The organism is Pedococcus sp. (assembly GCF_036554925.1).
Lineage (GTDB): Bacteria > Actinomycetota > Actinomycetes > Actinomycetales > Dermatophilaceae > Pedococcus_A.
Window position 1 is genome coordinate 1 of the sequence record NZ_DATBMI010000202.1, and the last position, 7718, is coordinate 7718.

At 70.5% G+C, this 7718-nt stretch carries 8 protein-coding genes; 1 reads left to right on the top strand and 7 read right to left on the bottom strand.

The window, feature by feature from the left end; all coding sequences use genetic code 11:
* From VIB11_RS15585 to VIB11_RS15595, 3 genes are all read right to left on the bottom strand, one after another.
* Nucleotides 1–796 (bottom strand): molybdopterin cofactor-binding domain-containing protein (locus VIB11_RS15585; protein ID WP_332032371.1); only part of this gene is annotated, 796 nt, incomplete at its 3' end.
* The gene (locus VIB11_RS15590) at nt 793–1332 is read right to left on the bottom strand and encodes a (2Fe-2S)-binding protein (protein WP_332032373.1); all 540 of its coding nucleotides are present in this window, start codon (nt 1330–1332) and stop codon (nt 793–795) included. The genes VIB11_RS15585 and VIB11_RS15590, both read right to left, overlap by 4 nt.
* A gap of 2 nt (nt 1333–1334) precedes the next feature.
* A complete protein-coding gene (locus tag VIB11_RS15595; RefSeq protein WP_332032375.1) occupies nt 1335–2207 on the bottom strand; it encodes a xanthine dehydrogenase family protein subunit M in 873 nt (290 codons plus the stop codon).
* 413 nt (nt 2208–2620) lie between these two features.
* Here VIB11_RS15595 and VIB11_RS15600 point away from each other — a divergent pair, with 413 nt between their 5' ends.
* Complete coding sequence (locus tag VIB11_RS15600) at nt 2621–3307, top strand: hypothetical protein (RefSeq protein ID WP_332032377.1); 687 nt, start codon at nt 2621–2623, stop codon at nt 3305–3307.
* A 64-nt stretch (nt 3308–3371) separates the two neighbouring features.
* On the opposite strand, the gene VIB11_RS15605 is transcribed toward VIB11_RS15600, so the two are convergent.
* From VIB11_RS15605 to VIB11_RS15620, 4 genes are all read right to left on the bottom strand, one after another.
* Nucleotides 3372–3635 (bottom strand): hypothetical protein, encoded by a 264-nt coding sequence (locus VIB11_RS15605; protein WP_332032379.1) that lies wholly within the window; start codon nt 3633–3635, stop codon nt 3372–3374.
* A 103-nt stretch (nt 3636–3738) separates the two neighbouring features.
* Nucleotides 3739–4671, bottom strand: a complete 933-nt coding sequence (locus VIB11_RS15610) for a hypothetical protein (RefSeq protein WP_332032381.1) — start codon at nt 4669–4671, stop codon at nt 3739–3741.
* A gap of 289 nt (nt 4672–4960) precedes the next feature.
* Entirely contained in the window at nt 4961–6325 is a 1365-nt protein-coding gene (locus VIB11_RS15615; RefSeq protein ID WP_332032383.1) for an MFS transporter, read from the bottom strand.
* Between the two features lie 304 nt (nt 6326–6629).
* On the bottom strand, nt 6630–7097 hold the full coding sequence (locus tag VIB11_RS15620) for a hypothetical protein (RefSeq protein ID WP_332032385.1): 468 nt from the start codon (nt 7095–7097) through the stop codon (nt 6630–6632).
* Between the last annotated feature and the right edge of the window lie 621 nt (nt 7098–7718).

Consider the following 7718-nt stretch of genomic DNA (forward strand, 5'->3'; position numbering starts at 1 on the left):
CCACCTTGTTGCCGAAGCCTCCGCCGATGTCCGGCGAGATGATCTGGATGTTGTGCTCGGGGATCCCTGCGACGAGGGCGTAGACGGTGCGGTGGGCGTGCGGGGCCTGGTTCGTCGACCAAACGGTGAGCTTCCCGGTCACCTTGTCCATGCTCGCGATGGTGCCGCACGTCTCCATCGGCGCCGGGTGCGAGCGCGGGTAGAGCATCTCCTGGCTGACCACCACGTCGGCAGCGGCGAAGACCTCGTCGGTCCGTGCCCGGTCACCCGCCTCCCAGTCGAAGATGTGGTTGTCGGTGCGCCCCTCGACGTCATCACGGATCACGGGGGCGTCCGGGTCGAGCGCCTTGCGGGCATCGACCACGGCCGGGAGGACGTCGTACTCGACGTCGACGAGCTCGAGGGCGTCGCGCGCGGCATACGCGTCCTCGGCGATGACCATCGCCACCTCCTGGCCCTGGAAGCGGACCTTGTCGGTGGCCAGGACGGCCTGCACGTCGGCGCTCAGCGTCGGCATCCACGCCAGGTTGAGGGTCTCCAGCAGGGCGCCGGTGATCACGGCCCTCACCTTGGGGTGTGCCTCCGCCGCGGACGTGTCGACCGAGAGGATCCGGGCGTGGGCGACCGGGCTGCGCAGAATCGCGGCGTGCAGCATCCCCGGCAGGCTCAGGTCGTCGAGGTAGTGGCCCTGGCCGCGCAGGAAGCGCGCGTCCTCCTTGCGCAGCATCCGGCCGAAGCCCATGGGGTTCCCGGCTGGGCTGAGGGATCCTGCCTTCGGGTCGACGGTGGCGGTCATGCCTGCACCTCCTCCACAGGCTGCGACTCCGGCTGCCGGGACTCCGGCTGCTGCGACGGCGCCGGCCGCTCGGAGGCCCGCGGGTGCGCGGCAGCCCAGCGGACGGATCGCACGATGTTCTCGTAGCCGGTGCACCGACAGATCTGCCCGGAGATCGCCTCGCGGATGGTGGCCTCGTCCGGGTCGGGGTCGTGGTCGAGCAGCCAGCGTGCGGTCATCATCATCCCCGGCGTGCAGAAGCCGCACTGGAGTCCGTGCTCCTCCATGAAGCCCTGCTGGACGGGGTCGAGCTGGCCATCCACCTCGAGTCCCTCGACGGTGCGGACCTCGTGCCCGTCAGCCATGACCGCCAGCACCGTGCAGCTCTTGACGGGCTGGCCGTCCAGCCACAGGACACAGGTGCCGCACTGCGACGTGTCGCATCCCCAGTGAGTGCCGGTGAGGCCGAGGTTCTCGCGTACGAAGTGGACCAGCAACAGTCGCGGTTCGACGTCGGCGCTGACCTCAGCACCGTTGACCGTCATCGTGATCTGCATCGTCACTCTCCCCCTCGGGCACGTTCGACGGAGCGGCGCAGCGCCCGCAGGGTCAGCTCGCCCGCGAGGTGCCGTTTGTACTCGGCCGGGCCGCGCTGGTCCCCGTGCGGCCTGCAGGCTTCGGCGGCCAGCCGCGCGGCCTCCCGCAGGTTGTCCTCAGTGGCGTCCCGCCCGATCAGGTAGGACTCCGCCGCCTCGGCGCAGAAGTGCGGGGCGCCCACTGCGGTGAGACCGATGCCGGCATCAGCCACCACACCGTCGCTCAGGACCGCGTAGGCGCCGGCACCGGCTGCCGCCCAGTCCCCGGCCCGCCGCTTGACCTTCTCGTAGGCACTGCCGGCGCCGGGGCGGAGGGGGATCCTGACCTCGGTGAGGATCTCCGCGTCGCCGAGCACCGTCTCGTAGGGGCCGGCGTGGAACTCCCGGGCAGCCACGGTGCGCGTCCCCTGGCGGGAGCGGAGGACGAGCGTGGCCTTGAGCGCGGAGCCGACGGCGGCCAGGTCCTCGGCCGGATCGCCCTGGCAGAGCGACCCCCCGACCGTGCCGCGGTTGCGGACCGGCGGGTCGGCGATCCGGCGCTCGGCGTCGTGCAGGATCGAGTAGTGCTCGCCGACCACTGGCGAGTCGAGCACGGCCGCGTGGCGGGTCATGGCCCCGAGGCACAGCTCGCCGCCCTCGATCCGGATGTGGTCGAGCTCGTCCAGGTCGTTGATGTCGATGACGCACTCGGGGCGGGCGATCCGCAGTCGCATCATCGGGAGCAGGCTGTGCCCACCGGCGATCAGCCGTGACTCCGGCCCCCGTTCCTCCAACAGCTGCAACGCGTGGTCAATGCTGGTGGCTCTGGCGTAGTCGACGGGCGCCGGTGTCTGCATCGCATGCCCCCAGGGGTGGTAGGAGACCGGGCTCCCACCGCGAGGGTCTGGGCGAGAGCACCCTCTCAGCAGTCTGCGCCCGCCGTGCTCGGCGCGGCAATAGGCTCAGGCCCCGCACGGCCGCGCTGCCCAGCGGCCGGTGCACGGCGACGGTCGTTTCCTGCCACAGCCTCGGGTTATCGCCCAACTGCGTGGAGAGGCAACGGATCTCAGCCGTAAGACCCCGTCGATGACGGGTGACCCGATCTCGCGACCGGGCGCCTTCGGTGAGTGGCGACGCCCGCCGTCCGCCCCGTGCCGGCCTCACAGGTTCCTCATATGCGCCAGCACAGGTCCTGACAGCGGCGCCGGTCACCGTGGGGTTCATCATCGGGCGCCCAGCCCCTACGACGTATGAGGAAGGTGGGCAGAGCATGCCTGTCAGGAGAGAAATCGCGATCACGGCGGCCGCGGTGGCTGCAGCCGGCGCGCTCGTCGGTGGTGTGGCCGCTGTGTCCAACGCCTCGACCACGAACCAGGTCGCCTACGCGGGATACGGCGTCGCGGGATACGGCGGCGCGGGCTCCACCGAGGACCAGGGTCGCGGCATGGGCGGACCCGGGGGGCACGCGCACACCGAGGTCACCGGCACCGAGCTCACCAAGGTCACAGCCGCCGTCAAGGCCAAGGACTCCGCGGTCACAGTCCAGCGGGTGCAGAAGGACCCCGACGGGTCCTACGACGTCCTCGGCACCAAGGACGGCAACCCCGTCATGCTCGAGGTCAGCAAGGACCTCAAGACCATCGAGACCCGGACCGGCGGCCCCGGCGGCGGTCGGGGCGGCCCCGGAGGGCGGGGCGGCCACGCCCACACCGATGTCACCGGCACCGAGCTCGCCAAGGTGACCGCCGCCGTCAAGACCAAGGACTCCGCGGTCACGGTCCAGCGGGTGCAGAAGGACCCCGACGGGTCCTATGACGTCCTCGGCACCAAGGACGGCAACCCCGTCATGCTCGAGGTCAGCAAGGACCTGGGGACCATCGAGACCCGGACCGGCGGCCCCGGCGGTGGCCCGCAGCCGGCCCCCTCGGCCACCAGCTCGGCCACGTCGACGACCTGAGACGCGACGTCGACCAGTCGCGCCGGGGCGGGGTCCTGCACTCGGTGTGCAGGACCCCGCCGGCTCAGGCGCTGCGCTCGTCCGCGACCTCGACAGCGAGCTGGGGCCACAGGGCCGCCGACCGCTCCAGCACCGGCGGCGACACCTCGCCCATCGAGCGGACGACGTCGTCGGGCAGGAAGTGCACCGTGGTGCCGGTGCTGTCCGGGTCGGGGATGGGGCTCAGCCCGGTGACGGGTATGCCGTGCTCGTACCTCTGCGTCCAGGCGCCGTTGCGCCGACGGTTGGTGTGGATGAGCCATCGGCTCAGGGCCGCGACGACCGACATGCCTCGGCGGGGGTGCCCGTCAGGGAGCTGCTGCGTGTCGGGGCAGTCGAAGAAGGGCCCGCTCGCCCCGTCGAGCCGCGGGGTGACTCCTCACCGTTCCGGCTCAATCCCCGCACCACCTGAGCACCCGCAGCGCCCTGAGGGTGTTCCACCGACTCGGGTGTCCGTCGCCGTCCTCCATCGAGAAGTGGATGCGCCCGGGATGGCTGTGCTCGAGCAGCCACCTGCCATCGGGCTGTCGCCTCGAACGCACCACCTCGACGGCCTCCTCGATGCGGCCGTCCGGGGGGTCGCCGACCGCTCGGAAGTACTCGAGGCCCCGAAGGACGTCGTAGTGCCACCGGGTCGGGAAGGAGAGCTGCAGCCAGGCCGGGTTGATGAGCTCCCCCGTGGTCGAGCGGCGGAGGAGCCCACGCTCGAGCAGGTACTCCTCCCCGCGAAGCCGGGCCCCCTCCGAGGATGGGGACCCGCCGGTGGCCCGCTCGTGCTCCAGGAGCCCCTCGAGCACGTTGATGGTCGTGCCGAACGACGAGCGCGTGGACCCTCTCTCCGCCTCGCAGTTCCACCCACCGTCGTCGAGCTGCTCGCCGAGGAGTCGTGCGACGACGGCGTCGACGTCCACACCGAAGTAGGCCCCGAGGGCGACAGCCATGCCGTTGACACATGGCTCCACCTCACCTGAGAAGAAGGGCTGGCCGCCTTCCTCCCAGCGACTGTTCGCCTCGACGAGCGCGACCGCGCCGCGGGCCTCGTCGCTGCTGGGGTCGAGCCCGAGGTCACGCAGGAGCAACAGGCTGTAGGTCGTCGCCGTCCACGGCTGCCCCTCCTCGGAGTCCTCGACCCGCGCCGGGAAGTACGTGCCGCCATCCCACTGCCCGTCCTCGTCCTGCAGCGCGAGCAGGCGGGCCCCCCAGCCTTCGGTGGCGACGCGGGCCCGCTCGTCCTGGACCTGCTCCGCTGGGGCGTCCGTGAGGTCGCGCAGGACCTGCCATCGGATCGCGGGGTCGGAGTCGAGCAGCCAGTCGAGCACGTCCACCCCCTCAACCTAGCCCGCAGGGCGCGCCTTGTGCCGCGCCTCGTCGCGCTCCCTGCCGTGGCGCTGCCGGACGCGAGCCTGAGGCTGCGAGGACCTGACGAGGTCAGGGCCGAACGGGCCGACGTCCCACTCCGGCAGGTGGCCAGCGGGCGAGCATTGGTCGTTCGACGAGGTCAGGTCCGGGCAGTTCCTCCGTGGCTCGCGGGCGGCCGAGACGCTGGAGTGGTTGCTCGTGACGCTGAGCGGCCGCGCACACGTCCACGTGGTCGACAAGCGGCCCCGCGGCCCCTCAGCGGATCGGGTCGGGGTTGCGATCGGGCACCGGCTCATCGGTGGCGATGAGCGAGGGCGGGCCGACGGCCAGGCCCTCCTCCGGCTCGGGCGCGGACGCGCGGGCATCGGCGAGCGCATCGGCCGGCACGTGCTGCTCGAGGAACCGCCGCGCCAGCCGGGTCGACGGATGGATGCCCAGCGTTGCGACGACGATGATCGCGGCGATGAGCAGCCATCCCGCGGCGCCCCAGTTCATCGCGAGGAACGTGTAGACCGCAGGAGCCCAGACCCGCCCGAGCGTGCCGCTCAGCTCGGCCGCCCCCTGGTACGCGCCGCGCTGCCGCGGGTCCATCAGCTCGGCCTCGAACGACCAGCTCGCGGCAGACAGGTAGAGCTCCGCGCCGGTGACCGTGACGTGGCCGAGCCAGACGAGCGCGATCGTCACCCAGCCGACGGTGTCGTGCGTCGCGAGCGTGATGAGGCAGGACACGACGAAGAACGCCGACGAGAGCCGGACGGCCCGCAGCGCAGTCGGCACGTCCTTGACCCCGCGCGAGGTCACCATCGGCAGGAAGATGCACATGACGGTGTTGGTGCCGAACAGGAAGGCCAGCAGGACCCTGGGAGCGTCGGTCTTCTCGACCAGCCACAGCGGGATCACGACGTTGAGCAGCACCTGGTTCGTCCAGAACACACCGCTGAAGAACGTCGTGAGAAGCCAGCCGGGGTTGCGGAGTGGACCGGGGCCGGGGATCTTCACCTTCCGTTCCTCGGGGCTGCGCTCGTCGTGCGCCGCCCTCGGCAGGCGGCCGATCGCGACGGCGTTGACGAGGAACACCAGGGCCGTGAACCACGGCAGGGCGTGCAGGACGTCGTTGGAGCGGAATGCCAGGGCGATACCGCCGAGCACCGAGCCGAGCGTGAAGCCGACGTTCAGCGCGGAGTACATGTAGGCGCGTGACTTGACTCGCTCGTCGGCCGGCAGCACGTCGATCGTGTAGGAGCCGTATGCCGCGCCACCGAGCGCCCCGATGACCTCCATGCCGACGGCCATGGCGACGTAGCCCTCGAAGCCGGTGATGAACGGCCACAGCGCAAACATCGCCGCCTGACCCGTCGCGCTGACGGCCCACATCTTCTTCGGCCCGAACCGGTCGACGAGCCTGCCCATGGGAAGCGCGGCCAAGAACGCAGCGATCCCCGCGCACGTCAGCCCAAGGCCGACCTGTGCGGCGGACAGCCCGACGATCTGCGTGAAGAACACCGCGGAGCCGGTCATGAACGTGCCCTCACCCAGGGCGAACAGCAGTGACTGCAGGGAGAGCCGTCCGGCCAGTGGTGACGGCGGACGCGCTTGACGGAGGACGGCGTCGAGAGTCACCCGGAGATTCTCCACATCAGGACGGCATGTGTCGCGCTATTTTCCCGGGTTCTGCGAGACGCGGCCGAGGGTCGACGCTGCGTGACGGGCATCCGGCGAGACGGTTCCTGCGGCGCGCGACGGCCCTAGCCTCTGACCTGCGGGGTTGGCTCCCCGGGTAGGAATCAAACCTACGTCTGCTTGTCCTGATTCAAAGCTCGTTCCGGGGTAGTTCCGCTCCTACGGTTACCTCGTTTTCGTGCTCAGAAGCCGGCGCGCGAATCCGCGGAAGTCCACGACGTCGGACCCTCTGGTTAGCAATGTGTTAGCAGACCTCGCCCCGGAACTCCTCGACCGAGGTGATGACGTCGCGATCACGGTCCGACGTCTCGTCGTATGCCTGGCGAAGGACCTCGCCGGGTCGGAGCCTCGCCAGGCTCTCCAGCGTGAAGGTCACGTGCGCCGTCGCCCATCGGTTGTCGCGCGTACCGCCAAACAGGCCGTAGGTCTCGCCTGCCTTCAGCTCGCCGAGCCGCTGGGAGGACGTCCAACCGTCTGCCGGGCGTGCCAGTTCCACCGTCGCGAAGCCTGATGCGGGGATGCGGCGTTGCCAGTCGCCGTGGGTCACGGTGTTGTCCCCCTCTCCGGAGTAGAGCTCAAGCCCATCGATGTTCCCCTCGCAGATGGCGAGGACCGCAACCGGCGCGCCGGTGGCGTCGACGGATACGCCTGTCGCTCCCCCGAACTCAACGGTCTCGCACCCGCCCGTCACGATCACCCCGGCAGCAGCCATGACAAGCACTAGTAGCCTTCGCCCGATCCCCACGGTGGTCATCGTGCCGGGCGACCAATTGCGGCGTCCCGTGCGTGCCCGAACCGTTTCCCACCTGAGATGCGTGACCAGGGAGAGGCGCCCACCCGATAGCGGACGCATTGGAGGCAGACCGGAGAGGCTGTCAAGCCCTCCCCCACGCCGGATGGTGATGCGGCGGCACAACGGAGTGTGCCCCTCAGCCGGACGTGAACCGAGGGCTTGACCGGCTCGGAGGGCTGCCGGATCCTGCCGCGTCGGGTCAGCGGCTCGATGGTGACCCTCGTGACGACTGTCGCCAACGCAGGTGGCAGCCGGCGGCTGCGGGACCGGCCGCGCCCGGAACGGCCGCTAGGCCGCAGGCCCGGCACGGCCGGGGCCGCAGGCCCCGGTCAGCGCGGCGGAGCCGCGCCTTGATCTTTCTCAGAGGTCAATTCGTCAATGCCACATCGCGACACGTCCGTAGAACGAGTGAGCGGGCGTTGGCCGCGTTGCCCTCCGGGGCCTCAAATGGGCAACGGGGCGATGCACTCATCTGCCGATGTCAGGATGCGGTTCTGAACGCCGCACGCCTCGTTCGAACTCTGAGGGACGGTCACCACC